Here is a 26,405-nt window from a genome sequence, read left to right on the forward strand (position 1 = left end):
CGCCGGCCTTACCCATGGGCCGGCGCCACCCTACATTGGCCCGGCCGACCGGGCAGCGAGGACCGACGCGATGAACGAGATGACGATGGACCGGGCCTATCGCCCCGCCGCGCTGACGCGTGCCCAACAAGGGGTGCTGGGCCGGCCGCTGCCGCGGATCGAAGGGCCGGCCAAGGTCGCGGGCGTCGCGACCTATGCGTTCGAAGGCGCACCCGACGGCACCGCCTGCGCGGCGATCGTCGGCGCGCCGATCGGTAGCGGACGCGTGACCGGGATCGACGTCGCCGCTGCCGAAGCCCTGCCCGGCGTGATCGCGGTGATCCACGACGACCCCCGGATGGTGACCGGCGGCGGCAATTCGCAGGGCCAGCCGCACAGCGGCACCGACGCGATCTTCCACTATGGCCAGCCGGTTGCGATCGTGGTGGCGGAGGATCAGGCGATCGCGCGGGAGGCCGCGCGGCTGGTCGTCGTGCATGCCGAACCCGGCGAACACCGCTTCGACCGCGATGCCGCCCCGGTCGACACGGATCACGGCCTCGGCTTCCTGCCCGCGATCGACATCGGCGACCTCGACGCCGCGCTGGCGGCGGCGCCGGTTACGCTCGATCGCAGCTATACGACGCCGGTGCATTATCCCGCCGCGCTCGAACCGCATGCCAGCACGGTGTCGTGGGACGCGGGAAAACTGACCGTGCGGACGAGCAACCAGGTGATCGGCGGCGCGCGCGGCACGATCGCGACCGCGCTGGGAATCGCGAAGGATGACGTGCGCGTGCTGGCGCCGTTCGTCGGCGGCGGCTTCGGCGGCAAGACCGGGGTCGGGCCGGAGGTGATCCTGGCCGCGATCGCCGCAGAGCGGATCGGCCGGCCGGTGAAGGTGGCGTTGCCCCGCGCGCAGACCGCCTATCTGGTCCACCACCGCAGCGCGACGACGCAGCGCGTCCGCATCGGTGCCGGGCGCGACGGGCGGATCACCGCGTTCGCGCACGAAGGCATCGCGGCGCAGAACGACGATGCCAGCTTTCTGGAGCCGATCCCGTTCGGGTCGCTGCCGCTCTATGCCGGCGAGGCGCGGCGGTTCCGCACCGACCTGATCCGGCTCGACCTGCCCGCAACCGGCGCGGTCCGCGCGCCGGGCGAGGCGATCGGCACCTTCGCGGTCGAATGCGCGATGGACGAGCTGGCGGAGACGCTGGGCCTCGATCCGGTCGCGCTGCGCCGGATCAACGAGCCGCAGGTCGATCCGGTCAGCGGCAAGCCCTTCTCCACGCGGCGCCTGATCGACTGCTACGACGAGGGCGCGCGGCGTTTCGGCTGGGACGCGCGCAAGGCCGCGCCGGGATCGACCCGCGAGGGCGAATGGCTGATCGGCCACGGCATGGCGGCGGCGTTGCGCGGCAACTTCACCGTCAAGGCGGAGGCGCGGGTGCGGCTGGAGGCGGACGGCCGCGCGGTCGTCGAAACCGACATGACCGACATCGGCACCGGCACCTATACGATCCTGGCGCAGACCGCGGGCGAGATGCTCGGGCTGCCGATCGCCGATATCGATGTGCGGATCGGCGACACCGATCTGCCACCCAGCGCCGGGTCGGGCGGGTCCTTCGGTGCGGGCAGCGCCTGTTCGGCGATCGTGCTGGCGTGCGAGGACATCATCACCGAGCTGGCGCGAAGGATGAACGCCGCGCCCGACGAGCTGTCGCTCGCGGATGGCTGCGTCACCGCCGGCGGACGCAGCGTCGCGCTCGCCGACCTGATGCGCGGGCAGGCGATCGTCGCCACCGGCAAGACGGCCCCCGGCAAAGAATCGCAACGCACCAGCCAGGCGAGCCACGGCGCGCATTTCGTCGAGGTCGCGGTGAACGCCGTCAGCGGCGAGGTGCGCGTGCGGCGGATGCTCGGCGTATTCGACGTCGGGCGGGTGCTCAACGCCGCCACCGCGCGCAACCAGCTGATCGGCGGCATGGTCTGGGGCCTGTCCTACGCGCTGGGCGAGGAAGCGGTCGTCGACACGCGCAACGGACATTTCGTCAATCCCGACTTCGGCGAGTATCACGTCGCGGTCCACGCCGACGTCCCGCGGATCGAGGTGCATTTCATCGAGGAGATCGACGACAGCGCCAATCCGGTCGGCGCGAAGGGTGTCGGCGAGCTGGGGATATCGGGCGCCGGCGCGGCGGTGGCGAATGCGATCTACAATGCATGCGGCGTGCGGGTGCGCGACTTCCCCGTGACGCTCGACAAATTGCTGGCGGGTTTGCCCGCCGTATAGAGCCGGCCCGGCGCGAGCCGGCAGATGAGAAAGACGAAGAGAATGGCCGAAAACGATTCCGTCATCGCCGCGGCGCGCAGCTGGCAGGGCGAACCGCTCGCGCTCGCGACCGTCGTGTCGACCTGGGGCAGCGCGCCGCGCCCGCGCGGCAGCCACATGCTGGTCCATGCGGACGGCCGGTTCGAGGGATCCGTCTCGGGCGGATGCGTCGAGAGCGACATCCTGCAGACCGCCGCCGACGTCATCGCCGGGGCGCCGTTCCAGCTGCGCAACTATGGCGTCGCCGATGCCGCGGCGTGGGAGGTCGGCCTGCCCTGCGGCGGCGAGATCGCGGTGATGGTGCAGCCGGTGTCGGCGGCGGGGTTCGACCCCGAGCTGTTCGACCGGATCGCCGAGGCGCGCGACCATGGCCAGGCGCTGACCGTGACGACCGACCTGTCGACCGGGCACAGCGACCTTCGCCCGGCCGAAACGGGCGAGGTGTTCGTCAACCGCTACGATCCGCCGCGCCGGCTGCTGATCGTCGGCGCGGTGCAGATCGCGCAGGCGCTCGCCGCGCTGGCGACGACGCTGGGCATCGACACGACCGTGATCGATCCCAGGGCGCGCTTCCTGACCGAGGAGCGCTTCCCCGGCGTGACGCTCGACGATCGCTGGCCCGACGAGGCGATCGCGGCCCGGCGGCCCGGCCCGTCGACCGCGATCGTGACGCTCAGCCACGACATCAAGATCGACGACCCCGCGCTGATCGCGGCGCTGGCAACGAACGCGCCCTATGTCGGGGCGCTCGGCAGTCGGCGCAGCCATGCCGCGCGTCGCGAGCGGCTGGCGGCGGCAGGGCTGGGCGCGGAGCAGATCGACCGCATCGACGCCCCCGTCGGGATCGACATCGGCGCGATCGGCCCGTCGGAGATCGCGCTGTCGATCGCCGCCGCCATGGTCGGCGCGTTCCATGATCACGGTTGAGGACAGCGTCCTCGTCCTGCTCGCCGCGGGGCGGTCGCGGCGGATGGGCGACGTCGGCAGCAAGCTCGACGAACCGTTTCTCGGCCGTCCGCTCGGCCTGCACGTCGCGGTGGCGCTGGAGGACATGCCGTTCCGGGAACGCGTCGCCGTCGTCGGACGGGCGGACTGCGACTATGCCGCGCACGGCTTCACGCTGGTCCGCAACGACGATCCGCAGCTGGGCATGGGCCGCTCGCTCGCGCTCGGCGTCGCCTGCGCGCGGGCGCATGGGGTGCGGGGGATCGTCGTCGCGCTCGCCGACATGCCGCGGGTGACCGCGACGCACATCCTGCGGCTGCTCGACGCCGCCGAGGGCGACGATGCGGTGGTCGCATCGAGCGACGGCCGCTCGCCCGGCCCGCCCGCGGTGTTCGGACGCGCCCGGTTCGATGCGCTCGAACGGCTGGAGGGCGATGCCGGCGCGCGGGACCTGGTGCGCGCGGGCCGCCATGTCGTCACCGCGCCCGCCGAACTGATCGACGTCGACACGGCGGAGGACCTTCAGCGGCTGCGCGCGCTGGTCCATGCGCCCGAGGCGCGCCGCCACCCGCGCTGACGCCCTGTCGGCGATGCAGCCCGAACCGGTCCGGGGTTACGACGACGGGGCCGTTCGCGCCCCGGGACCGGACCGGTCCTGGCGGCGGATCGGCAGCCGCCGCCCCTCGACCAGCGAGCGCCAGGCCCATTCGACTGGCGCGATGCGATAGCGGCGCAGGTACAGGATCGCGGCCCAAACCAGCAGTGCGTCGACGGCCAGCGCGAGCAGCATCATCGACGCCCAGCCCAATCGCCCGTACAGCCCCAGCCCCATCGGCGAAAAGACCAGCCACGACACGATCATCGTCTGCGCGACATACAGCGTCAGCGCGGTGCGCCCCGTCGCCGCGAACGGGCGCAGCCACGCCATCGCGCGCGGCGATGACGCCAGCAGCATGACGATCGCCAGATGGCCGGCGGTCATCGCCAGCCGCGCCGCATCCTCCCACACCCAGGCGATCTCGACCCGCGCGTCGAACCGCGTCGCCTCCCACGCGGCGTAGGTCCGCAGCGGCAAGCCGACGCCATATCCCGCCGCCAGCAACCACCCGTAGCGGCGCCGCGACCAGCCCCCACCCAATGCCCCCCAGCGGAACAGGGCCGCGCCGATCAGCATCGTCGCCGCCGCTTCCCAGATGAAGACCAGTTCGTCGCCGCCCAGCCGGGACACCGCGACCCGCCACTGGCCGACGGCCCAGGCGCGGGCGTCGCCGCGCCCCGCCGCATCTTCGCGCCGGACGGCGGCGGCATCCGCGACGCGAAAGCGCGCCCGCTCCGCCGTCATCGTCCGCAGCGTGGCGACGGCGGTGCGGTCGCCCGACCCCGCCGCGGCGCGGACGCCCGCCTCGTGCCCGATCGCGCCGACGCCGGTCGCCATCGTGAACGCGGCATAGGACAGGCCGATCGCAAGCATCGCGCGTGGCGGCAGCGCCCGTGCCGTACAGGCGAACAGCGCGGCGACGGCATAGGTGTGGAGGATGTCGCCCGGCCACAGCAACAGCGCCATATGCGCCATCCCGAACGCCCAGAGCACGATGTTGCGCCACCCGTAGCGCAACGGCAGCGCGAGCGCGCCGGCGGATGCGGTGGCGATCCGGTCGGTCAGGATCAGCATCCCCGCACCGAACAACATCTCCAGCAGCCCGCGCGCGGTGCCCTCGACCAGCAGGGTCCGCAGCCACCAGGCGATCCGATCCGCCTCGTTCCAGCCCAGATGCCGGATGTCCGACCAGTTGGCGGTCATCGACGCGCCCATCTCGCTGACGTTCATGAACAGGATGCCGAGGATCGCCAGCCCGCGCAGGATGTCGAGCGTCGCGAGCCGCGGCGCGCCGTCGGGTTCGTCGCGCGCCGCGATCACGCCGTCGCGCGTTCCAGCAGCCGGTCGATCGGGTCGTGCAGCGCCTCCTCGGTCAGCATCGGCGCGTGGCCGACGCCTGGCACGGTGACGAGCTCGCCGCGATCGAGCGCGGCCAGCATCCGCTCCGCTACCGCCTGCGCCAGCACGTCCGACCGGCCGCCGCGCACGATCAGCACCGGCACGTCGCGAAGCGCGGACAGCGCCGCCCACATGTCGGGCCCGGTCTCGTTGCCGGGCGTACGGAACGGTTCGGCGATCTTGAGGTCGTAGTCGAGCACGATGCGCCCGCCGCTGTTGAGGCGGTAGACGCGCTTGGCCATCGCCAGCCAGTCCTCGATCTGCCAGTCGGGATAGACGTCGCCGTTGGCGTCCGCCAGCGTCCGCGCGGCATGCATCCAGGTCGGGCAGCTGCTGCCCTTGCCGACATAGCCGCGGATGCGGCTGATCCCTGCGGGCTCGATCTCGGGCCCGACGTCGTTGAGCAGGGCGCCTGCGATCCCCGCCCCCGCCTGCGCCAGCAGCATCGTGACGATCCCGCCCAGCGACGTGCCGATCGCGACGACCCGCGCGATGCCCCGTTCCGCCAGCAGCGCCTGCACGTCGGCGACATAGGTCGCGGGCACGTAGGTCATCGGATCCTTCGCATGCTCGCTCTTGCCGCGACCGCGGAAGTCGACCGCGATCACCTGTCGCCGCCCCGCCAGCCGCGCGGCGAACGCGTCATAGTCGCGCGCGTTGCGGGTCAGGCCGGGCAGGCACAGCACCGGCGGCAACGCGGTGTCGCCCGGATACAGCCGGTAATGCAGCTTCAGCCCGTCGGCCGACATCCAGTAGCAGTCTTCGAAGGCAGCCATGGCTTGGGATCCTCGGGGTTGCGCGGCCGGGGCGGCAACCTCCATATCCACACATGCCCACCACCCCGCAAGCTTACCGCCCCGCCGCCACGCTGCTCGATCTCGGGCCCACGCTCTGGGATCCGGTCGCGGCCGCCGATTTTCCGGACACGCGGCTGCGCTTCCGCAACGATCGCGCCGCGTCACAGGTAGGGCTGGACGGGTTGACCGAGGCCGAATGGGTGGCGCATTTCGGCCGTTTCGCTCCCCTAGCCGGCACGCTGCCGCAGCCGCTGGCGCTGCGCTATCACGGGCACCAGTTCCGCCAGTACAATCCCGATATCGGCGACGGCCGCGGCTTCACCTTCGCGCAGGTGCGCGACGCGCAGGGGCGGCTGCTCGACCTCGGCACCAAGGGGTCGGGGCAGACGCCCTACAGCCGCTTCGGCGACGGCCGCCTGACCCTGAAGGGCGGCGTGCGCGAGATCCTGGCGACCGAGATGCTGGAGGCGCTGAACGTGCCGACCAGCCGCACGCTGTCGCTGATCGAAACCGGCGAGGAGCTGGTCCGCGGCGACGAACCCTCCCCCACCCGCGCGGCGGTGATGGTGCGGATGAGCCATGGCCATATCCGCATCGGCACGTTCCAGCGGCTCGCCTATCACCAGGACGAGGACGGCATGCGCGCGCTCGTCGGCTATGTGCTCCGCAACCTGTACGGCGAGGAATCGGACGATCCCGTCCAGCTGCTCGATCGCGTGGTCGATCGCACCGCGACGCTCGCGGCACGCTACATGGCGGCGGGGTTCGTCCATGGCGTGCTCAACAGCGACAACATCAACGTCACCGGCGAAAGCTTCGATTACGGCCCGTGGCGGTTCGCGCCGACATGGGACCCGGCATTCGTCGCGGCCTATTTCGACCATGCCGGCCTCTATGCCTTCGGTCGCCAGCCGGAGGCGATCCACTGGGACGTGATGCAGCTCGCCGCGTCGCTGCGGCTGATCGCCGAGAGCGACCCGCTGATCGCGCTGATCGAACAGTTCGGGGGCCGCTATGCCCCGCGGATCGCCGACGCGCTGCTGTGGCGGCTGGGCGTAGTCCCGCGCGGGACCGCCCCGGATCGCGCGCTGGTCCAGACGCTGGAGCGCGCGCTGCGCGCCACCGGCGTGGGGCTGGACCGGTTCTTCTTCGATGCGTTCGGCGGGCGGTTGCCCGAGAGCTATGGCGAAGAATGGGCCGCGCTGCGCGATGCGCTCGGCCCCTATGCACCGCGCAAGGAGCGCAGCCATCCCTATTGGCAGGGCGAACCCTGCGGCATGGGGATCGAGGAGGTCGAGGCGATCTGGGCACCGATCGCCGAGCGCGACGACTGGTCGGCGCTGCACGCCAAGGTCGCCGCGGTGCGCGCGATGGGAGACGCGCTGGCGTAGGGTCGGACCGGGCAGCCCCGGTCCGACCCTACGCGGATCAGAACGTCGCGCTGACGCCCAGGCTGAACACCCGGCCGAGGTTGTAGCGGTTGATGAACACCTCCTTGCCGCTCGCGAAGCTCTGGCTTTCGCGATATTTGGTGCGGGTGAGGTTGCGCGCTTCCGCCTTGATCTCGATCTTGCCGCCGAGCAGTTCGACCCCCTGACGCGCGACGAGGTCGAGGCGGATGCCCGGATGCTCGACGATGTCGGGCTGGAACGCATTGCCGCTGAGCAGCGACGGGCCGCGGTTGGTGACGCGGTCGCTGGCATAGTTGAACAACAGCGTGACCTGCGACAGCGAGGCGGTGTCCTCGATCCCGACCTGCAAATTGACCAGATGGTCCGACTGGCCGGTCAGCGGCGCGCCGTTGCGGAACAGGCTGGCGGCGGGCGCGAAGCCGACGCCGCAACCGCCCGATGCCTGGTTGGGCGCCGCGATCGACGGCACGCAGCTGCCGTCGGCGGTGATGCTCGACTTGGTGTAGGTGTAGTTGGCGACGAACAGCGCGCGCCGGGTCGCGAAGACGTCCCCGCCGAACAGCCCGCCGAGCGGCACGTATTTCTGCAATTCGACCTCGCCCCCGTAGAGCGTCGCCTTGGGCAGATAGGTGAAGCCGGTCTGCAACCGGTCGTCGGCGCCGGTGTAGAAGCCGACCTGTTCGATCGGGCGATCGATCCGCTTGTAGAAGCCCGCGAGCGTGAAGCGCTGGTCGCGCTTGAAGAACCATTCGTAGCGCGCTTCGAGATTGTACAGTTCGGAATCGCGCAGCAACGGGTTGCCGAAGAACAGCCGGTCCGAATCGGGATCGCGGAACTGCTGCGGCGCCAGTTCGCGGAATTGCGGGCGCGAGATCGTCTTGGCGGCGCTCGCGCGCAGCTGCATGTCCGCCGCGAAATTCCAGGTCAGGGTCGAGGCGGGCAGGAAATAATCGTTCCTCAGCCGCGTGCCGCCGGTGGTCGTGCCGAACGGCGTCACCCGCTCGTCGCCCTTTTCATAGCGCACGCCGATCACCGCGCGCAGGCCGTCGAACGCCTCCCCCTCGGCCTGGACGTAGCCGGCATGGACGTCGAGCTTCGCGTCGTAGCGATAGGCGCCCGCGGCGGTGTTGAACTGCAGCTGGATCGTGCACGCGCCGGTGCCGTCGAGCGGACAGGCGTTGTTGAGCACGTCCGGGCTCAGCAGGTAATCGGGCCGCAGCAGGTTGTACGGATAGCCCGGCGCGGTGCCGCCGCCGCGCGACGTCTGGTAGTTGAACACCAGCCGCGACGAGGTGCGGTCGGTGCCCTGGTAGAAATAGCCCGCCGACAAGGTGACCGGACGGTCGCCGTCGATCTTGTACGACGCATCCGCCTGGCCGGTCCACAGATCCTCGTTCAGCTCGCTGAAGATGATCGAGGCGAAGGGGGTGAAGCGCTGCGTCACCTGATAGGCGCCGTTGCACTGGAAGCCGCCCGCCTGCTGCACGCCGTCGCTGGTGATCGGATAGCCGTTGGTGGTCGTCGTCGAGCACAGATAGTCGAACTGGCGCTCGTAGGGCGCGTTGCGCTTCGAATTGGCATAGGCGCCGCGCGCGTCGATCTTCAGCGCATCGGACAGCTTGAACTCGCCGACCAGCTGCGTCTCGATCAGCTGGCGTTCGAACCAGTTGGTGTTCTGCTGGAAGCGCAGGCCGCTGGCGTTGTTGTACAGCGTCGCCGCCGATCCGCGCGCCTGCTTCAGCGTGTCGTGGATGTAGACGTTGGTCCAGCGGATCGTGTTTTCGCCGAATTCGAGGCCGAGGCCGATCAGCGCGTTGGCGACGATGCGGTTGTCGGTCAGCAGCGTGCTGAAATCGTTGCGCAGCGTGCCGTCGGCGGACACCGTATCCTGCTGCGTGGCGAAGCGCGTGCGGAAGGTGTTGCTGGCGCTCAGCGAGGCGATCACGCCCAGCCGCGACGACCCGATGTCGTAGACCGAACCGCCGCTGATCTCCGCCGACCAGTTCGCCGGCAGCTGGTTGTTGCGCTGGAGCAGCGTCGTCGAGGCGTTGGACAGCTGCGCGACCTGCGCCGCCGGGATGATGCCGCTGCCGTTGGGGGCGTTGCGGATGAACGCGGGCACCTTGCGCGTGCCGTCGTCATAGCCGATCCAGTCGGCGCCGCCGCCGTAATAGGTATAGCCCAGCTCGCTCGTCGTCGCATCGTCGGCGGAGATGGTCGCGCCGGCCGAGATGAAATTCCTGTCGGGGATCGCCTTGGTCGTGAGGTTGATGACGCCGCCGCCGAATTCGCCGGGATAGTTCACCGAATAGGTCTTCTGGACCAGCGCCGATCCGACGATCGTGGTCGGGAAGATGTCGAGCGGGACCGACCGGCGCAGCGGCTCGGGGCTGGGCAGCGGCGATCCGTTGAGCAGCGACGAGGAATAGCGGTCGCCGAGGCCGCGGACGTAGACGAAGCCGCCGCCGACCACCGACAGGCCGGTGACGCGCGTCAGGGCGCCGGCGATGTCGCCCTCGCCGGTGCGCGCGATGTCGGCGGCCGACAGGACCGACACGATCTGCGGCGTCGAGCGGACGACGTTGGGAATGTTGCGGCCGACGACGACGATGTCCTCGACGTCGCCGTTCATGCCGGGCGCGGACACCTCGACCGGCGCGTCGGCGGGGGCCGCCTGCGGATCGGAGGCGGTGCCGGGGGCAGGCGCGGCTTGGGGCGCGGCCTCGGGGGTGGCGGTCTGCGCCGGCGGGGGCGTCGCCGCGGCGGGCGATGCGGTGCCGCCCGCCGTCTGGGCGAGCGCGGCCGGCGCCACGAGCGTGGTCGACAGAAGAAGAAGGGTGGCGAAAGCGAGCCGTTGCGGCATGACCGTCAATCCCGGATCAGAAGGCTTTTACAAGCGTATCCGGGGCGGCGTTGCCGCCACCCCGGACGCGATGCTGTGGGCGGGAGCGCATCGGCCCCCGCACGGTCAGCGGCCCTGGCAGGCGAAGTAGACCGAGTTGAACGACGGCGGGCCGAAGTCCTGAAGCGCCGCGTCGGCCGGGCGGACCGTGCTGCGTCCGCCGCTGGTCTGTTCGCCGGCGATGATGTTGACGCAGGCGACGTTGCTCACCGTCTTCACCACGCCGTTGACGAAGCGCATGTCGGAGCCGCCACGCTGGCGGATCGCGGCGGGCGCCAGCGCGGTCTGGATGAAGGTGAAGTTGGCGTAGGTCGAGAAGGTGCGCGGCAGCAGGTCCTCGGCGTTGTTCGAGTCGATCTCGGTCGAGAAGCTGTCGACCGTGGCGCCGCCGACGCGCTGCGCCGCGATCATGAACTGCATGAAGCCGCGATAGCCGTTGTCGATGTCGAAGCCGTCGTCGTCCGCGCCGGTCACCGCGATATATTTGATGTTGGTGTTACCGCCGAAGATCTCGATGCCGTCGTCCGCCGAATTGTGGCTTTGGATATGGTCGATGATCGTGCCCGACCCGGTACCGCCCAGCGTCAGGCCCTGCAACTCGTTGCCGTCGCTGATCGCGATGCCCGAATAGCGGATCTGGACATAGGACATCTGGCCGGACGAATCGGCCGCGGTCGGCCCGCCGTAGAAGCGGCCGGTGACGCCCTCGATCGCCTGCTGGCAGGTCGTCGACGAGCCGGCGGCATTGTTGGGACCGGTGCTGCCCGCGCACACGCCGGTCGGCGCGCGGCCGAGCAGGATGATGCCGCCCCAATGGCCCTGGCTGGTTTCCGATTCCCCGGTCGCGGAGGTCACGTTCTGCTGCGAGGTGAAGACGATCGGCGCATCGCGGGTGCCGATCGCGACGAGCTTCGACCCTCGGTTGACGAGCAGCAGGTCGTTGGTCGATTCATTGGCGTTGGCGAAGACGGTGACGCCGGCCTCGACCGTGAGGGTCACGCCGCTCGCGCCGGTCGTGCCGAGATCGGTGCCGACCTCCGTCTGGCCGGTGAAGCGATAGGCGATGCCGGGGATGCGCGGCAGCGTCAGGCTGGTGGTGATCGCCTGCGGGATGTCGCAGACCTTGAAGCCGCCGATCGTCGCGGCGGTCCCGGTGCCGGCCGCGCCGGTCGGGGTGGTGGTGCCGGTCGGACAGGTGCCGCCGGCCAGCGTGCCGATCGCGGGCACCGCGGTGCAGCGCGCGCCCGAACCGCCGAATTCGGCCGCCGTCGAATTGCACGTCCAGCCCTGGAAGCTGGTGTCGGTCGGGCCGTTGAGCGCGCCGACGTAGTTGGTGCTGGTGAAGAAGCCGTTGATGGCGGAGGGATCGGCCGCCGTGGTGAGCGACGCGGCCCCGACCGGATAGACGCCGTTCAGCGTCGCGCCGGTGCCGCTGACATTGTTGTTCGTGCCGGCGTTGACGATCGCGAGCTGTTCGTCGGCGGTGACCGAGATGCCGTTGACCGCGGTAACGGCGGCGAACTGCGCCGCGGTGATCGCGGTCGGCGTCGGCGTCGGTGCGGTCGGCGTCGGGGTGGGGGCCGGCTGGACGATGGTCACGCTGCCCGCGCCCGGCGAGGCGACGTTGTCGGCACCGCCGCAGGCGGCCAGCGTCAGACAGGCGGTCGACGCCATGAGGAATGTGCCGATGCGCATGTTGCTCGCCATGATCGATAGCTCCCGGTCTCAGAATCGTTGCTGCGATCGGCCAAGGCTCCCCCTCTGCCGATCCGTGACCCGGCGGTTAGGAGCGTCCCGTGACTCCTGCATGAGGGTTTGGCGACGATATCGTGACGCATCGGCGACAGATTTGTGACGCGATCCGGGATCGTGCGGCCCGGATGCGAAACGGGCCCCCTTCCCGTCCGGGGAAGGAGGCCCGCCGCACTTGGTCGGGGTAGGGCGATCAGGCGGCGTCGAACCGCTTGCCCGCCTCGTCCCAGTTCACCACGTCCCACCATGCCTTCAGATAGCCGGGACGGTCGTTCATGTAGGTGAGGTAATAAGCGTGTTCCCACACGTCGTTGCCGAGGATCGGCGTGCCCGGCTCCTTGGCGTCGTCCATCAGCGGATTGTCCTGGTTGGGCGTAGAGGTGACCTTCAGCGCGCCGCCGGCATCCTTGATGACCCACGCCCAGCCCGAACCGAACTGGCCCGCACCCTTGGTGTTGAAGTCCTCCTTCAGCTTGTCGAGCCCGCCATAGGCGTCGATCGCGTCCTTCAGCGCGCCCGACGGCTGGCTCGACCCCTTGGGCCCCATGATCTTCCAGAAGAAGTCGTGGTTCCAGAAACCGCCGCCGTTGTTGCGCACCAGTGGCGGCAGCGTCGAGATCATGCCGAGGATCTCCTCGATCGTCTTACCCTCCAGCTTGGGGTCGGCGGCGACGCCCTCGTTGAGCTTGGCGGTATAGGCGGCGTGATGCTTGTCGTGGTGGAAGGTCATCGTCTCCTTCGAGATGACCGGTTCCAGCGCGTCATAGGCATAGGGCAGCGGCGGGAGTTCGAATGCCATGGGATGGGCTCCTCTTCAGATGGGACGATGCGTCCCGGCGTTAACGCGAGACGCGGCCTAACGCTCCCGCCCCGTTACGCAAGCGTCATGAACCCGATGCGTGGATGAGGTCGTGCCGGCGCAGCGCATGGCGCAGCTGGTCGTAGCTGAGCCCCAGCGCCTCGGCGGTCGAGCGCTGGTTGAAGCGATGCTCGGCGAGCGCGCGGGCCAGCAGCTCGCGCTCGAACCGCGCGACGCGCGACTTGAAGTCGGACGGCCCCGCATCGCAGGCGACGACCGGATCGTCCTCCGGCTGCGCCCGGTCGGGGGGCGGCGCGGCATCGCCCGGACCGGTCGCGGTCGGCGCCGCCTTGGGGCCGCCCGACATGGTGCCGCCGCCCGATCCGCCCTGCGGCCGGAACGGCGAGGCGAAGGGATCGATCTCGATCGCATCGACCGCGCCGTCCCCGTCCCAGCGATAGACCGCGCGTTCGACGACGTTGCGCAATTCGCGCACGTTCCCCGGCCAGCGATGCGTCAGCAGCTGGTCGAGCGCCCGCGGGCCGAAGCCGGGCCAGCGCTCCCACCCGATCTCCGACGCCATGCGTCGTCCGAAATGATCGGCGAGCACGACGATGTCGCCCGATCGCGCGCGCAGCGGCGGCAGCGTCACGACCTCGAACGACAGCCGGTCGAGCAGGTCGGCGCGGAATTCGTGCGCATCGACCTTGTCGGGCAGATGCTCGTTGGTCGCCGCGACGATGCGGACGTCGACGCGCAGCGGCCGCGACGACCCGATCCGCGTGATCTCGCCATATTCGACCGCGCGCAGCAGCCGGTCCTGCGCCGCCATCGACAGCGTCCCCAGCTCGTCGAGAAACAGGGTGCCGCGGTCGGCCTCCTCGAACCGGCCCGCGCGCGATTTGGTCGCCCCGGTGAACGCCCCCGCCTCATGCCCGAACAATTCCGCCTCGATCAGCGATTCGGGCAGCGCGGCGCAATTCATCACCACCAGCGGCTGGTCCCAGCGCGGGCTGAGCCGGTGCAGCCGCTCGGCGACCAGTTCCTTGCCCGTGCCGCGCTCGCCGATCACGAGCACCGGCCGGTCGAGCGCGGCGGCGCGGCTGGCGCGTTCCAGCGCATCCAGAAAGGCCCCCGATTGGCCGATGACCTGCGACGTCCGTTCCATCGCCAACATCTGGCGCATTCCACCAACGTTGCGCAAGCATTCATCCGTGGTTCATGCGAATAATACACTCGGAAACGTCGCTTTTCCGCCGTTTCCGCAATTGGCACGACCCCTGCAATGCCTGCTGCATACCGCCGCACGGTGGTGAAAAGGTTCGAGGTTCAGGAGGTTTCCATGTTCAATTCCGAGATCGGTCGCAAGCTCGCCGCCATCGTCTGCACCATCCTCTTCAGCGCCACCTGTGTCGCTGGCGCGGTGGGTCCGGCGACGGGCGGCGGCCAGACGGCCGTCGTGACGGCCGCCCGCCTGACGGCGTAAGCGGCCCCAAACCGGGGCGGGCCGATTTCCCTCGCCCGTCCCGGCCATGTTTCAGGAGCATTGATACCGATGGGCATATTCTCCCGCACCCGCGACATCGTCGCCGCCAACTTCGCCGACCTGCTCGAAAAGGCGGAGGATCCGGCGAAGATGATCCGCATGATTATCCTCGAGATGGAGGAAACGCTGGTCGAGGTGCGCGCCTCCGCCGCCCGCACGATCGCGGACCAGAAGGAAATGCGCCGCCACATCAACAAGCTGGACCAGCTTCAGGCCAATTGGCACGAAAAGGCCGAACTGGCGCTGTCGAAGGACCGCGAGGATCTGGCCAAGGCGGCGCTGGTCGAGAAACAGAAGGCCGCCGACATGGCCGACCAGCTGACCATCGAGGTGAAGGTGCTCGACGATGCGCTGCGCGCGTCGGAAGAGGACATCGCCAAGCTCCAGAAGAAGCTGTCCGAGGCGCGCGCCAAGCAGTCCAACGTGCAGACGCGGCTGGAAAGCGCCAACAACCGCTACCGCCTGCGCGAGATGTACGCCGGCCCCAAGACGAACGAGGCGTTCAGCCGCTTCGACATCCTGGAGCGCCGCGTCGACGATGCCGAGGGCCGCGCCGAGGCGCTGGGCCTGGGCGTGCCGAAGACGCTGGAGGAAGAGATCGCCGAGCTGCGTCAGAGCGACAAGGTCGATGCAGAACTCGCCGCGCTGAAGGCGCGGATGGCCGGCAACGCGAACCGGGAGGGGTGAGATGGGATCGGAAATCATCGTCATCCCCGCGATCTTCCTTGGGATGCCGTGGATCATCTTCCACTATATCACCAAGTGGAAGCAGGCGCCCAAGATCACCGACGAGGACGAGAAGCTGCTCGACGAGATGTTCAATCTCGCCCGCCGTCTCGAAGACCGGCTGAATACCGTCGAGCGCATCGTCGCCGCGGACAATCCGGACTTCAAGCCGAGCCTGACCGCACCGGCGCCGTCGTACGAACAACCCAATTATCAGCTCCGTGGGAGGAACTGACATGTCTGCCAGCCGCACGCAATTCTACCTCGACAAGCAGGACGCCAAGTTCAAGGGCGTCTGCGCCGGGATCGCCGACTATACGGGCGTCGAGGTCATGTGGGTCCGCATCGCCGTGGTCCTGCTGACGCTCACCGGGGTCGGCTTCCCCTGGCTGCCGATCGCCTACATGCTGATCGCCTGGATGGCGCCGACCCGGCCGCACGACCTGTACGACACCGCCGAGGATGCCAAGTTCTGGCAGGGCGTACGCTCCAACCCCAAGCGCTCGACCGCCGAGGTGCGCAGCAAGTTCCGCGACATCGACCGCCGCCTCGCCGACATCGAGCTGCACTATACCAGCCGCAACAGTCGCCTGGCCGAGGAAATCGACAGCCTGCGCTGAGCCGGGCCGACAAGAGGGGAACAGAACAATGTCCGACCTTGCCTTGATGATCCCGATTACGGCCATCGCCATCGGCCCGGTAACCTGGATCGCCAACAACTGGCTGCGTGCCAAGCATGGCTACCCGCCGCTCGACTATCGCAGCCGCCGGCGCCGCGGGATGGCGCAGGACGGGGGCGATATCGACGCCGAGCGCAAGATCATGCTGCTCACCAACGAGAACGACAAGCTGACCGGGCAGGTCAGCCGCCTGGAGGAACGGATCGCCGTCCTCGAACGCATCGCCACCGATCCCGCCGAGCGTACCGCCCGCGAGATCGAAGCGCTGCGCGACCGCTAGAAGGAACACGGACGATGGGACCCGATCACGTCTTCTTCATGGTCGTCGGCGCGGCGATCACGCTGGCGATCCAATGGTACGGCCGCCGCAAGGTGCGACAGGCGACCACCGCCCCCGATCTCGCCGCCCGGCACGACATCCAGTTGCTCGACGCCGAGAACGCCCGGCGCGTCGGCCAGATCGACCGGCTGCAGGAGCGGCTGGCCACGGTCGAGAGCATCGTGACGGACCGGTCGCACCGGCTCGACCACGAAATCGAACAACTTCGCGTCCGCTGAGGGAGGCCGACATGAACGGATTCACCATCTTCATGCTCGCCGTGGTCGTCATCGGCCTGCCGGTCGGGCTCGGCATCGCCAGCGAGATGTTCAAGAGCTGGCTGCGCCACAAGGAACGCATGGGCGAGGCGCTCAATGCCCAGACGGCGGAAAAGGCGGCGCAATATGCTGCGCAGACCGAACGGCTGGAAGAGCGCGTGCGGGTGCTGGAGCGGATCGTCACCGACCGCGGCGTCGACCTGGCGCAGGAGATCGAAAGCCTGCGCGACGACCGTCCTGCCGCCCGCCGCCTGCCCGTCAACTGACAACCGCATACGAGGACCAGCGACCGTGAACCCCGCCGAGATGATCATCATCGTCGTCGCCCTGATCGTGATCGGCGTGGTGCTCTCGCTCCGCCATGTGCGCGCCGGGCGCGACGCACCGCCGCCCGCGACCGCGGAGGACACCTGGCGCCTGGCGCTCGAGGTCCAGCAACTCAAGGAACGCATCCAGGTGCTGGAGCGCGTCATCACCGACACCCGCGGGCCCGCCGATCTCGACCGCGAGATCGAACGGCTGCGCGACCGCTAGAAGGAGGCGGACCATGATCGACCCCAATCTCTACGTCACCGTTTCGCTCTCGTCGCTCGCCGGGCTGGCGATGGTCACTACCGCCGGCCTGTCCGGCTGGCGCGGCTGGCTGGCGCTCAAGCAGCAGCAGCTCGACCATGCGCAGGAGGCGATGCCGCCGATGCCGTCCGCCGGATCGCGGATCGAGATCGCCGACCTGAAGGAACGCATCAGGAAGCTGGAGGCGATCGCGGCCGGCGTCGACCTGTGACGCCGGCGGTCGCCGTCGCCGCGCCGTCCACGACGCCGCGCCGGTTGCTCCCGCCCTTCCCCGCCTGTACCGCGCGGGCATGACCGACCTTGCCGACGTCCGCGACGAGTATGAATTCCTCGATGCCGATGACCGGTATCGGATGCTGATCGACCTGGGCCGGGCGCTCGAGCCCATGCCCGACGCGCTGAAGACCGATGCGACGCTGGTGCGGGGCTGTTCGGCGTCGGTGTGGGTCTATCCGACGCGGCGCGACGACGGCGTCCTGCATTTCCTGGCCGACAGCAACGCCGCGATCACCAAGGGCATCATCGCGCTCGTCCTGCTGGCGGTCCAGGATCGCCCGCCCGCGACGATCGCCGCGACCGACATCGCCGACGAACTCGCGCCGTTCGACCTGAAGAACCAGCTCAGCTCGAACCGGACGCAGGGTATTCCGAACATGATCGCGCTGATCCGCGAGACGGCCGCCCGCTACGGCTAACCGGTGCCGGACGGCATCGTCGGTGCCCGGTGCGCGGCGATGCCATCGACCGTCAGGAGCGCGCGGTCGCACCGGCCGGGACGCCCCGCTCCAGCCGCGCCGCGAGTTCTGCGACATCGGCATCGCGCGGCACGACCAGCCATTCGCCGGGCGTGCGGCCGTCGACCAGCACCACCCCACCGCGCGGACACACGCCCAGGCAGCGCGTCTCGACGATGCCGATCGCCGCCTTGCGGCCCTTCTTGAGACCCAGGATACCGCGCAGCACCTTGGCGAGCGGCGACCGGCCCTTGCGGCCGAAGCCGCCGTCGAGCTTCTTCGAGCATTTGCCGCAGACGAGGACGGTCGCGCCCCAGTCGCTGCGGACCCGCTTCAGCGCGGCCGCCACTCGCGCCGCTCCTCCGCCGCGCGCAAGACCTCATAGGCCGCCTGCACCGTCTGGAAGCGCACCGCAGCGTCCGCATCGCCGGGCGCGACGTCGGGGTGATTTTCCTTGGCGAGCCGCCGCCAGGCCGTCTTCACCGCATCGAAATCGGCGTCGCTGTCGAGGCCGAGCGCCTCCAGCGCGCGCATCTCGTCGCGCGAGCGGGTGCCGTCGCCCGACCCGCCCCACGCATAATGGCCGGCATTGGCATAGCCCGATGCGGTCCGCGTCTCCGACGCCTCGCGCTGCGCCGCTTCCTCGGCGGACAATCCCTCGAAATAATTCCAGCCGCGATTGTATTCGCCGGCGTGCGTCGCGCAGAAATACCAGCGATCCGGGCTGTTGGGCGATTTGGGCGCCGGACAGTCGCCGGGCGCGTCGCAGCCGTGGCGGTCGCATAACCGGACGGTCGTCGCGTCGCGGCCCGAGCCATAGCCCCGCCAGCGGGGAAATCCCCAATCGTTCGAACGGGACGTGGTGCGCGCCATGGCCGCTCACATAAGACCTGGACGGCAACGCGCAACCGTGACGCAGGCGTCAGGGCAGCCGGAACGTCACCGTGGCGGCTGTGCCATCGCGGCGCCGCCCGCCGGCGCGAGCGCCGTCTTTACCGTCTTCATTCCCGAATTCGCCCCCCGAACGCCACCCCGGTGTGGCGCGCGTTCGGGGGAAATGCCAGAGGGTCTGTAAGCCGGGTTCTGTCCACTCCCCTTGCGGAAAGATGGGCGACCATTCCTCTAGGACGACGCTTGCGCGCCGCCTCCAGCAACCAACCCGGACGACGAGCTGAAACGAAGCCCATGTGCCGTCCCTATTCGGTCTTGCTCCCGGTGGGGTTTACCATGCCGCTCGCCGTTACCGGCAGCGCGGTGCGCTCTTGCCGCACCCTTTCACCCTTACCCGCCCGAAGGCTTCGTCCCCGAAGGGACTGGGCGGTCTGCTCTCTGTGGCACTATCCCTGGGGTCGCCCCCGCCGGGCGTTACCCGGCACCGTCGTTTCGCGGAGCCCGGACTTTCCTCGCCCCCGGTTACCCGGGGCCGCGGCCGCCCGACCCTCTGACGCGCATGCCCCTAGCCGGGAACGACGGATTCGCAAAGCGCTCGCTGCGCCGCCGCGTCGCGCGCCGGCGTCACTCGTCGCCCTGCGGCTTGGGCAGCAGCAGCGCGAGCAGGATCATGCGGCATTCGGCGTCGATCTCGCCATCGATCAGCTCTGGCCGGAAACGGCGCTGGAACGCCATGATCGCCGCCATCGGGTTCTCGACGTCGTAGCCGAACCGCTCGAGCGCGAGGAGGAAGCCGCCCTGCGTCCACATCGGGTCCATCAGGTTGCGGGTCGGGCGCGGCAGCGCGAGGCGCAGCTTGGCGAGGCGGAACCAGGGGAACAGCTCGCCCGGATCGCGCTTGCGGGTCGGCGCGATGTCCGAATGGCCGACGACGTTGCCGCGGGTGATGGCGTGGCGCGTCTTGATCGCGGCGACGAGCGGCACCAGCGCGTCGATCTGTTCGTCGGTGAAGGGGCGATAGCCGAATTCGTGGCCGGGATTGACGATCTCGATCCCGATGCTCGCGGCGTTGACGTCGGTGATGCCGCGCCAGTGCGACCGGCCGGCGTGCCAGGCGCGCTTGTCCTCCGCGACGAGCCGGCAGACGGTGCCGTCCTCCTCGACCAGGTAATGCGACGAGACCTTCGCCGCGGGATCGCGCAGCCGCGCGAGCGCGGAGGGTCCATCCTCCATGCCGGTGTAATGGAGCACGATCATGCTGATCGGCAGCGTCCGCTCGTCGAAGTTCGGCGAGGGCGTGTCGAGGATGGCCATGAGCCGAGTCTTAGCCGACCCGGCGCCCGTACGTAAGAGGCGTCGGAAACGCCCCGGTCAGGCCGCCGCGGTGCGCCGTGCCGGGGGCGCCGCGATCCGTTCGTAGAAGCCGCGCAGCCGGCGGCTCGGCTCGAACAGGCGGGTCTGGCCGATCACCGTTTCGCCCGCGCCCAGCACCAGCGTGCCGCCGGGGCGCAGCGCCGCGGCGAAGCGGTCGAACACCGCCGCCTTGGTCGGCGTCGACAGGTACAACAGCACGTTGCGGCACAGAACCACGTCGAACTGCCCGGCCGGCGGCCGCTCGGCGACGAGGTTGTGGCGCCGCACCGAGACGAGCTTGCCGAGCTCCGGCCGCGCGACCCAGTCCGCGCCGTCGGCGTCGAACCAGCGCATCATCCGGCGGATCGGCAATCCGCGCTGGATCTCGAACTGGGTATATTTGCCGGCGCGCGCGCGCGCGACCGCGGCCTCGGACACGTCGGTCGCGACGATCTCCGGCATCGGGCTGCCGGCGTCGGCGCGCTCGGCGAACAGCATCGCGAGCGACAGCGGTTCCTGCCCGGTCGAACAGCCCGCACACCAGATGCGCGGGCGCCGGCCCTCGGCCTCGACCGCGGCGACCGCCTCGACCACCATGTCGAAAACGGGGGCGTCGCGGAAGAAGGACGTTTCCTGATTGACCAGCGCATCGACGACCTGGTCGCCGACGCCGGCGTCGTTGCCATCGAGGAGCAGAGTGACGAGCTGGTCGAGGGTGTCGAGCCCGCGCTCGCGCAGCATCGGCTTCAGCGCGGTGTCGATCCGCCACGAGCGATAGCTGGCGATCTGTTGCCCGGTGCGCGCTTCGAGCAGCGCGCTGAACACGTTGAGCGCGACCTGCGACACCGGGGCGGCGGCGGCGGTCACGGCCGCTGCCTCGCGCCGGCCAGCCGGCCGATCGCGTCGGGTGGCAGCACCGCATGCGCGCTGCCGCCCGCGGCCACCGCGCCGGGCATGCCCCATATCACCGAACTCGCCTGATCCTGGACGATCACGCATCCTCCCGCCTGATGCACCTGTCGCGCGCCTTCCGCGCCGTCGCGGCCCATGCCGCTCAACACCACCGCGAGCATGCGCGGCCCGAACACCGTCGCCATCGATGCGAACATCGGGTCGACCGAGGGCATGCAGCCGCTCTGCGCGGGCTCGGTGCCGAGCCGGATCGCCGCCGACCCGTCGCCCAATGCGACGCAGCGCATGTGCGCATCGCCGGGCGCGACGACGATCCTGCCCGGCCGCAGCCGCAGCCGGTCGATCGCGACCTCGCACGGGCGCCCGGCGATCACCGCCAGCTGGGCCGCGAAATAGGGCATGAACGACGCCGGCAGGTGCTGGGTGACGAGGATCGGCAGCCGGAATTCGGCGGGAATGGCGCGCAGCAGCTGGCTGAGGGCGTGGATGCCGCCCGTCGATGCGCCGATCGCCACCACGTCATAGGCATCGCCCGCCGCCAGCGGACGCGGCGGCGGCAGGCCGGCCGGGTCCTCCGCCACCGGCGGCGGCGGCGGCATCGCGGCGGGATCGTTCAGCCGGTCGAGCTTGTCGATCAACGCGGTGCCGAACGGATTCATGCGTTCGCCGCTGGACGGCTTGAACAGGGTATCGGCGGCGCCGAGCGCCAGCGCCTGGACCGTGGTGGCGGCGCCATCGCTTGCCTGGCCCGACACGATCAGGACGCGCGCGCCCTGCCCCGCGACGATCAGGTCCGGCAGCGCGGTCAGGCCGTCGACCCCCGGCATCTGCACGTCGAGCAGAACGAAGGCGACGCGTTCGCGCGCCAGAAAGGCGAGCGCGGCAGCCGCCGTGCTGACGCTCGCGGCGACCGTGAAGCGGCCGGTGGCGGCGATGATCCGTTCCATGACGGCGCGCGCGACCGCCGAATCGTCGACGATCAGGATCCGCGACGGCCCGGCGGCCGGCGACGGATCGTCGACCGGGGACGGATCGTCGGATCTGGGGGATGGAAGCGGCCGCGCCACCGGGGGCACTCCCGTCTCAGGCCATGCCGACGATCTGGAGTTTCGATTCCAGCGTGTCGCGGTCGAACGGCTTCATCACATATTCGTCGGCGCCTGCCTCGATCGCGGCGCGGATGTACGCCATGCCGTTTTCGGTCGTGCAGAACACGACCTTGGGCCGGGACGCGATCGTCGATTCGCGCAGCGCGCGCAGGAAATCCATCCCGCTCATCACCGGCATGTTCCAGTCGAGCAGCACGACGTCGGGTGCGGATGCCATGCAGGCATCCAGCGCCTCGCGGCCATCGCACGCCTCGGTCACGGTGAAATCGAGCGTTTCGAGGATATGGCGAGCGACCTTGCGGATCACTTTCGAGTCGTCGACGACGAGGCAGGTCTTCATGGATGAACCTTTGTACGAGCGGTAATCGCTCCACCGTCATGGCAGGGAAGCGTAAGCGTCGCGTTAAGCGGCGAGCGCGGGTTGGGGCACGAGCGCGGCGAGGTCGACGATCAGCATCGGTTCGCCGTCACGCTCGACCAGCCCGACGCCGACCGTCGCCCAGCCGCGATCCAGCGCCAGTCCGGGCGACAGCGGCTGGCGTTCGAACAGCGCCACGTCCTCGAGCGAATCGACCAGGATGGCGTAATGATGGCCGTCGATGCGGGTGATGACCGCCCGCCGCGCGGTGTCGGGCGTCGGGGCGAGGCCCAGCGCGGTGCCGGTGTCGATCACCGTCACCACCCGGCTGCGCAATGCGACGAGCCCGCGGATCGCGCATTCCGTCCGCGGCACCGCGACGACGTCGGCGATGTCGACCACCGAATCGACCTGTCCGGTTTCGATCGCAACGCCGCGCCCCGCGATATGGGCGATCAGGAACAATTCCATCAGCGGCCTCCCACCGCATGGGCCAGCGCGTCGAGCAGCGCAGGCCGGTCGTAGCGATAGACGCTGGCGGGATCGCCGGCCGCCGCCGGATCGGCGCGCTCGCGACGCAGCCGCACCACGGTGCGCGCCGCATCGGGCGCGACCGCGGCATCGTCCATGACGAGCGCGACGTCGACCGGCGCGCCCTGCGGCGGCCGGGTCACGCAGCGATAGCCCGACGCTTCCAGCATCGGTCGCAAAAAGGTTTCCATCCAGCCGCTGGCGTCGGCGTGCAGCCAGCACGAGCGCATGCCCGCGGCGGGCCGTTCCTCGCCCGCGAACAGGGAATGCGCGTCGAGCAGTTCGACCTGTTCGCCGGCGATGACGACGACACCGGCGATCGGTCCCGCGCCGCGCGCCGGCGCGATCTCGGTCGGCAGGTGGACGATCTCGATCGGTTCGTGGATCGCATAGGCGATCTCGGTCGCGCCGTCGGTCAGGCGCAGCACCGGAACCTCGTCCCGGTCGCCGATCGGCGCAGCGGAATAGAGCGGCACCAGGACGCCGCCGATCGCCATGCGCATCTGTCCGCCGGTCAGGCGGATCGCATCGGTCGCCACGGGCTCGACGCGGTCGATCGCGGCAAGCGGCATCGCGCGGCGCTGGCCGTCGAGGTCTTCGAACAGCAATGCGGGGATGCCGGCTGCATGCGGGTCGGCGGCGGCCTGCTCGTCCGCAGCGGCGGCGCGGTGGAAGCGCAGCCCCGCCATCGCCGCGATCCCCGACGCATCGAGCAGCAGCATCGGCAGCCCCGAATCGGGCAGCGTCTGCCCCGCATAGACGCCGGTCGCCATCACCGCCGGAGCGGCCGGCTTGACCACCAGTTCCTCGGTATCGATCACCCGGTCGATCGCCAGCGCATATTCGCCGTCGCGGGTCGATACGATGGCGAGCGTGTCTTCCCCGCCCGCCTCCACGCCCAGCAGGCGGCCGAGCGAGACGAGCGGCAGGCGGCGACCGCGGACGGTCGCGACCTCGGCATCGCCGACCATGTCGATCCGTACCGATTCGCCGCGGACGCGCAGGATCTCGTCGACCGACTGACGCGCGATCGCGAAACGCTGGCGGCCGACACCGACGACGATCGTCGACATGATCGACAGCGTCAGCGGCACATGGATGACGATCGTCAGCCCCTTGCCGGGCTGGTTGATGAGGTGGACGCGGCCGCCGATGTGCTCGATGTTGGCGCGCACCACGTCCATGCCGACGCCCCGCCCCGAGATCGCGGTCACGGTGTCGCGGCTCGACAGGCCGGCGTGGAAGATCAGATCCAGCTGCGCCGCATGATCCATCGCGGCGAGTTCGGCCGGGGTATACAGCTGCTGCGTCCGGGCCTTGGCGACCAGCCGCTCGACGTCGATGCCGCGACCGTCGTCGGCGACCTCGATCAGGATCTGGTTGCCCGATTGCCGCGCGGACACGATCAGGCGCCCCGCCTCGCGCTTGCCGGCCGCCTTGCGGTCCGCCGGCAGTTCGATGCCGTGGTCGACCGCGTTGCGGATGATGTGGACCAGCGGATCGCGCATCAGCTCGATCATCTCGCGGTCCAGCTCCACGTCGGACCCGTCGATGCTCAGCGCGACCTGCTTGCCTAGCTCGCCCGCGGTATCGCGGACCATCCGCGGCAGGGCGGAAAACAGCGCGTCGATCTTTTGCATCCGCGTGCGGGTGACGGTGTCGCGCATCTCGGCGACGGTCAGCGACAGGCGCTCCAGCGCCGCCTCGACCAGCGGATCGACCTGTTCGTCGCGCAGCCGGCGGGCGAGCTCGTTGCGCGCCAGCACCATTTCCGACATGCCGCTCATCATGCGGTCGAGCAGGTCGACGTTGAGGCGGACCGACCGGCTCGCCGCGCGCGCGATCGCGGTCGACTGCACGGGTGCCGCGGGCTGCGCGTCCTCGGCGAGCGCGGCGACCAGCAGGTCCTCGCTCGAATCGTCGAGCGCCGCGCCCGAATCGATCGCCTCGACGATCTCGCCGATGCGGTCGACGATCGCCAGCACGGCATTGACCAGGGCGGTATCGGGCACGCGCTTGCCGTCGCGGACCGCGGCCAGCACGTCCTCGGCAGCGTGGCTGAGCCGCGCGAGCCGCGGCAGGTCGAGGAAACCGCAGCTGCCCTTCACCGTGTGCACGAAGCGGAAGATCGCATCCAGCCGCGTGCGTTCGGTGGGATCGGCTTCCCACGCGACGATCTCCCCCGAAAGCGCTTCCAGCGTTTCGCGGGTCTCGGCGATGAATTCCTGCAGCAGGTCGTCCATGGGCCCCCGGATGTTACGGCGGGGTCATGCGGCAGCAGGGGTTAAGGGGCCGTTTACTGGCCAGCGGCCGAACGCGAAGGGTCGGCGCGTCAGCCCGCGTTGAACACCGCGCCGAAGATCATCACGTCCGCGGCCGGTTCGCTGATCTGCACCGCGCCGCCCGCCTGCGCCGCGAGCGTGTGGACCAGATAGGCCGCGGCCGCGCGCGGCGTCACCCCGCCCTCGCCCTCGCCCTCGGTCAGCGTCCGGCGCAATTCGGGGTCGAGGATGATCCGCGGCCCCTCGATCTTCACGACGATCTCGAGCTGGCCGCCGTTTTCCTCGCCGCCGACGTCGAGCGTGCCGCCGCGCACCAGCGCCTCGCTCGCGATCATCGCGAGGTTGAGCATGACCTTCAGCGCCGTCTTCGGCAGCGTCTCCGCCTCGACCCACCAGTTGAAGGTCGTGCGCTTGTTGTCGACGAGCAGCCCGTCGATCGCCGATTTCGCCTCGCGACTGTCGACGCGTTCGCCGAAGCCGCCCGCCGCGCCGAACGCCAGGCGAAAGAACTTCAGCTTGTTCGCCGACGCGCGCGCGCTTTCGCTGAGCAGCTGGAAGACGCGCGCCCGCATCTCCGGGTCGGTTTCGTCACCGAGCAGTTCCAGCCCGTTGTTGAGCGCGCCGACCGGCGACAACAGGTCATGGCACAGCCGCGAACAGAGCAGGCTGGCGAAATCGACCGGGCTGACGGACATGCAAATCCCCTGAATTCGTAAGCAACGTGCTTGCCGGCCCTGCTGTGGCCGAGCCGAATCGCGGTTGCAAGGCCGGCGGTCTCCGCCGGGCTCAAGTTGCGGTGTCGAGCGGGACCGGGTCGAACCGCCCTTCGACCGTGCCGTGCGCGACCGCGCGCCAGCCGCGCACCGTGCCCGCCGCCGCGATCAGCCACAGGCTGCCGTCGGCGACCGCCGCCGCCGCATCGCGCGGCGACGGCGTCGCCCGTCCGGTGGGATGGGAATGATAATGGCCGACCATCGCCGGCCCGCCCGCCCGGGCGCCGCGATGCGCGGCGAACAGCGCCGCCGGATCGAGTTCGAACCGTCGCGCCGGATCGGCCGCGACGTTGCGGCACGGGCGTATCGCGAGGATCGCGTCCGCCGATCCGAACAGCAGGCCGCACACCTCCGCCCGTGGCGACGCCGCCGCCTCGCGGAGGATACGGGCGATCAGGTCGCTTGCAATCGTCACCATGATGC

The 26,405-nt window shown here is 69.9% G+C and carries 30 protein-coding genes and 1 other RNA gene; 14 read left to right on the forward strand and 17 right to left on the reverse strand.

The genetic code is table 11. The features are described from left to right. Window positions 1–70: 70 nt before the first annotated feature. The 3 genes from LPN01_RS07180 to LPN01_RS07190 are packed head-to-tail and all read left to right on the forward strand — an operon-like array spanning window position 71 to window position 3,836. On the forward strand, window positions 71–2,275 hold the full coding sequence (locus LPN01_RS07180) for a xanthine dehydrogenase family protein molybdopterin-binding subunit (protein WP_262827684.1): 2,205 nt from the start codon (window positions 71–73) through the stop codon (window positions 2,273–2,275). A gap of 42 nt (window positions 2,276–2,317) precedes the next feature. Continuing rightward, a complete protein-coding gene (locus LPN01_RS07185) occupies window positions 2,318–3,241 on the forward strand; it encodes an XdhC family protein (protein ID WP_262827685.1) in 924 nt (307 codons plus the stop codon). After that, window positions 3,228–3,836 (forward strand): nucleotidyltransferase family protein, encoded by a 609-nt coding sequence (locus LPN01_RS07190; RefSeq protein ID WP_262827686.1) that lies wholly within the window; start codon window positions 3,228–3,230, stop codon window positions 3,834–3,836. The genes LPN01_RS07185 and LPN01_RS07190 overlap by 14 nt, the downstream gene beginning before the upstream one ends. A gap of 36 nt (window positions 3,837–3,872) precedes the next feature. Here the strand turns inward: LPN01_RS07190 and LPN01_RS07195 are convergent, their stop codons facing one another. Together LPN01_RS07195 and LPN01_RS07200 are read right to left on the reverse strand one after the other, a co-directional pair. Then, window positions 3,873–5,177 carry a DUF418 domain-containing protein gene (locus LPN01_RS07195; protein ID WP_262827687.1) on the reverse strand — a complete coding sequence of 435 codons (1,305 nt, stop codon included), beginning with the start codon at window positions 5,175–5,177 and terminating at the stop codon, window positions 3,873–3,875. Further along, window positions 5,174–6,031, reverse strand: a complete 858-nt coding sequence (locus LPN01_RS07200; protein WP_262827688.1) for an alpha/beta fold hydrolase — start codon at window positions 6,029–6,031, stop codon at window positions 5,174–5,176. Before LPN01_RS07200 ends, LPN01_RS07195 begins: the two co-directional genes overlap by 4 nt. Before the next feature lie 53 nt (window positions 6,032–6,084). Here LPN01_RS07200 and LPN01_RS07205 point away from each other — a divergent pair, with 53 nt between their 5' ends. Then, window positions 6,085–7,443, forward strand: coding sequence for a protein adenylyltransferase SelO family protein (locus LPN01_RS07205; protein ID WP_262827689.1), 1,359 nt, complete (start codon window positions 6,085–6,087; stop codon window positions 7,441–7,443). Between the two features lie 37 nt (window positions 7,444–7,480). Here the strand turns inward: LPN01_RS07205 and LPN01_RS07210 are convergent, their stop codons facing one another. The 4 genes from LPN01_RS07210 to pspF all read right to left on the reverse strand — a co-directional run bounded on the left by LPN01_RS07210 (window position 7,481) and on the right by pspF (window position 14,085). Further along, the gene (locus LPN01_RS07210) at window positions 7,481–10,327 is read right to left on the reverse strand and encodes a TonB-dependent receptor domain-containing protein (RefSeq protein WP_262827690.1); all 2,847 of its coding nucleotides are present in this window, start codon (window positions 10,325–10,327) and stop codon (window positions 7,481–7,483) included. A 105-nt stretch (window positions 10,328–10,432) separates the two neighbouring features. Beyond that, window positions 10,433–12,073 (reverse strand): hypothetical protein, encoded by a 1,641-nt coding sequence (locus LPN01_RS07215; protein ID WP_262827691.1) that lies wholly within the window; start codon window positions 12,071–12,073, stop codon window positions 10,433–10,435. Window positions 12,074–12,311: 238 nt separating this feature from the next. Next, window positions 12,312–12,917, reverse strand: coding sequence for a superoxide dismutase (locus tag LPN01_RS07220; protein ID WP_262827692.1), 606 nt, complete (start codon window positions 12,915–12,917; stop codon window positions 12,312–12,314). Window positions 12,918–13,002: 85 nt separating this feature from the next. After that, the gene (pspF, locus tag LPN01_RS07225; RefSeq protein WP_262827772.1) at window positions 13,003–14,085 is read right to left on the reverse strand and encodes a phage shock protein operon transcriptional activator; all 1,083 of its coding nucleotides are present in this window, start codon (window positions 14,083–14,085) and stop codon (window positions 13,003–13,005) included. A gap of 174 nt (window positions 14,086–14,259) precedes the next feature. Here pspF and LPN01_RS07230 point away from each other — a divergent pair, with 174 nt between their 5' ends. The 10 genes from LPN01_RS07230 to LPN01_RS07275 all read left to right on the forward strand — a co-directional run bounded on the left by LPN01_RS07230 (window position 14,260) and on the right by LPN01_RS07275 (window position 17,734). Further along, window positions 14,260–14,403, forward strand: coding sequence for a hypothetical protein (locus LPN01_RS07230; protein ID WP_262827693.1), 144 nt, complete (start codon window positions 14,260–14,262; stop codon window positions 14,401–14,403). A 69-nt stretch (window positions 14,404–14,472) separates the two neighbouring features. Next, the gene (gene pspA / locus LPN01_RS07235) at window positions 14,473–15,150 is read left to right on the forward strand and encodes a phage shock protein PspA (protein WP_262827694.1); all 678 of its coding nucleotides are present in this window, start codon (window positions 14,473–14,475) and stop codon (window positions 15,148–15,150) included. 1 nt (window position 15,151) lies between these two features. Next, a complete protein-coding gene (gene pspB / locus LPN01_RS07240; protein ID WP_262827695.1) occupies window positions 15,152–15,424 on the forward strand; it encodes an envelope stress response membrane protein PspB in 273 nt (90 codons plus the stop codon). 1 nt (window position 15,425) lies between these two features. Then, entirely contained in the window at window positions 15,426–15,809 is a 384-nt protein-coding gene (gene pspC, locus LPN01_RS07245; RefSeq protein ID WP_262827696.1) for an envelope stress response membrane protein PspC, read from the forward strand. Between the two features lie 28 nt (window positions 15,810–15,837). Beyond that, window positions 15,838–16,149 (forward strand): hypothetical protein, encoded by a 312-nt coding sequence (locus LPN01_RS07250; protein WP_262827697.1) that lies wholly within the window; start codon window positions 15,838–15,840, stop codon window positions 16,147–16,149. A gap of 14 nt (window positions 16,150–16,163) precedes the next feature. Continuing rightward, on the forward strand, window positions 16,164–16,427 hold the full coding sequence (locus LPN01_RS07255; RefSeq protein ID WP_262827698.1) for a hypothetical protein: 264 nt from the start codon (window positions 16,164–16,166) through the stop codon (window positions 16,425–16,427). An 11-nt stretch (window positions 16,428–16,438) separates the two neighbouring features. After that, complete coding sequence (locus LPN01_RS07260; protein ID WP_262827700.1) at window positions 16,439–16,732, forward strand: phage shock protein B; 294 nt, start codon at window positions 16,439–16,441, stop codon at window positions 16,730–16,732. A 25-nt stretch (window positions 16,733–16,757) separates the two neighbouring features. Continuing rightward, window positions 16,758–17,000, forward strand: coding sequence for a hypothetical protein (locus LPN01_RS07265; protein WP_262827701.1), 243 nt, complete (start codon window positions 16,758–16,760; stop codon window positions 16,998–17,000). Window positions 17,001–17,013: 13 nt separating this feature from the next. Further along, window positions 17,014–17,250 carry a hypothetical protein gene (locus LPN01_RS07270; RefSeq protein ID WP_262827702.1) on the forward strand — a complete coding sequence of 79 codons (237 nt, stop codon included), beginning with the start codon at window positions 17,014–17,016 and terminating at the stop codon, window positions 17,248–17,250. A gap of 79 nt (window positions 17,251–17,329) precedes the next feature. Next, window positions 17,330–17,734 (forward strand): SufE family protein, encoded by a 405-nt coding sequence (locus LPN01_RS07275; RefSeq protein WP_262827703.1) that lies wholly within the window; start codon window positions 17,330–17,332, stop codon window positions 17,732–17,734. Window positions 17,735–17,786: 52 nt separating this feature from the next. Here the strand turns inward: LPN01_RS07275 and LPN01_RS07280 are convergent, their stop codons facing one another. From LPN01_RS07280 to LPN01_RS07330, 11 genes are all read right to left on the reverse strand, one after another. Next, window positions 17,787–18,122 (reverse strand): (2Fe-2S) ferredoxin domain-containing protein, encoded by a 336-nt coding sequence (locus tag LPN01_RS07280; RefSeq protein ID WP_262827704.1) that lies wholly within the window; start codon window positions 18,120–18,122, stop codon window positions 17,787–17,789. Beyond that, on the reverse strand, window positions 18,107–18,646 hold the full coding sequence (locus LPN01_RS07285) for a J domain-containing protein (protein WP_262827705.1): 540 nt from the start codon (window positions 18,644–18,646) through the stop codon (window positions 18,107–18,109). Before LPN01_RS07285 ends, LPN01_RS07280 begins: the two co-directional genes overlap by 16 nt. 183 nt (window positions 18,647–18,829) lie before the next feature. After that, window positions 18,830–19,218, reverse strand: an RNA gene (rnpB, locus tag LPN01_RS07290) — RNase P RNA component class A. A gap of 70 nt (window positions 19,219–19,288) precedes the next feature. Then, on the reverse strand, window positions 19,289–19,978 hold the full coding sequence (locus LPN01_RS07295) for an N-acetylmuramoyl-L-alanine amidase (RefSeq protein ID WP_262827706.1): 690 nt from the start codon (window positions 19,976–19,978) through the stop codon (window positions 19,289–19,291). Window positions 19,979–20,035: 57 nt separating this feature from the next. Beyond that, on the reverse strand, window positions 20,036–20,884 hold the full coding sequence (locus tag LPN01_RS07300; RefSeq protein ID WP_262827707.1) for a CheR family methyltransferase: 849 nt from the start codon (window positions 20,882–20,884) through the stop codon (window positions 20,036–20,038). Next, window positions 20,881–21,996, reverse strand: coding sequence for a chemotaxis protein CheB (locus tag LPN01_RS07305; protein ID WP_410482808.1), 1,116 nt, complete (start codon window positions 21,994–21,996; stop codon window positions 20,881–20,883). The genes LPN01_RS07300 and LPN01_RS07305 overlap by 4 nt, the downstream gene beginning before the upstream one ends. 16 nt (window positions 21,997–22,012) lie before the next feature. Continuing rightward, window positions 22,013–22,378 (reverse strand): response regulator, encoded by a 366-nt coding sequence (locus LPN01_RS07310; protein WP_262827708.1) that lies wholly within the window; start codon window positions 22,376–22,378, stop codon window positions 22,013–22,015. 63 nt (window positions 22,379–22,441) lie between these two features. After that, window positions 22,442–22,867: a chemotaxis protein CheW gene (locus tag LPN01_RS07315; protein ID WP_262827709.1), complete on the reverse strand. Its 426-nt coding sequence runs from the start codon at window positions 22,865–22,867 to the stop codon at window positions 22,442–22,444. Then, a complete protein-coding gene (locus LPN01_RS07320; protein WP_262827710.1) occupies window positions 22,867–25,170 on the reverse strand; it encodes a chemotaxis protein CheA in 2,304 nt (767 codons plus the stop codon). The genes LPN01_RS07315 and LPN01_RS07320 overlap by 1 nt, the downstream gene beginning before the upstream one ends. An 89-nt stretch (window positions 25,171–25,259) precedes the next feature. Further along, window positions 25,260–25,904 carry a histidine phosphotransferase family protein gene (locus tag LPN01_RS07325; RefSeq protein WP_262827711.1) on the reverse strand — a complete coding sequence of 215 codons (645 nt, stop codon included), beginning with the start codon at window positions 25,902–25,904 and terminating at the stop codon, window positions 25,260–25,262. A 91-nt stretch (window positions 25,905–25,995) separates the two neighbouring features. After that, window positions 25,996–26,400, reverse strand: coding sequence for a M67 family metallopeptidase (locus LPN01_RS07330; protein WP_410482809.1), 405 nt, complete (start codon window positions 26,398–26,400; stop codon window positions 25,996–25,998). Window positions 26,401–26,405: the final 5 nt, after the last annotated feature.

The organism is Sphingomonas sp. A2-49 (assembly GCF_025548555.1).
Classification (GTDB): Bacteria; Pseudomonadota; Alphaproteobacteria; order Sphingomonadales; family Sphingomonadaceae; genus Sphingomonas.